General features: G+C 56.9%; 1 protein-coding gene. It reads left to right on the top strand.

Annotated features, from left to right (window positions below; all coding sequences use genetic code 11):
- Positions 1-51: 51 nt before the first annotated feature.
- On the top strand, positions 52-262 hold a 211-nt coding region (locus R0J92_RS23895), incomplete at its 3' end, for a hypothetical protein (protein WP_411053507.1).

Raw genomic sequence — 262 nt, 5'->3', positions numbered from 1 at the left:
CCGTCCATTGAGCGACGCTCCAGGGATATTTCGCAGCTACAGGGAACTGACATGCGTTTCACGATCAAACTAAAACTGGCCTTGACCTTCGGCCTCATCATCCTGATGACCTGCGGCATGGCCGTGCTTGCCATATCCAACCTTTCCGGGTTGAACATGGCCATCACCGACATCGTCGAGGGGCCGGCTGCGAACCTTCGCAATTCCAGCGACCTGTCCGACTCGGTCTATCTGTCCGTCCGGGCGGAAAAGAATGCGATCC

Origin of the sequence: Tritonibacter sp. SIMBA_163, assembly GCF_046535935.1 — a bacterium.
GTDB lineage: Bacteria > Pseudomonadota > Alphaproteobacteria > Rhodobacterales > Rhodobacteraceae > Epibacterium > Epibacterium scottomollicae.
Note: the sequence above shows the minus strand (reverse complement) of the source record. Positions and strands in the feature narration are given on the sequence as shown.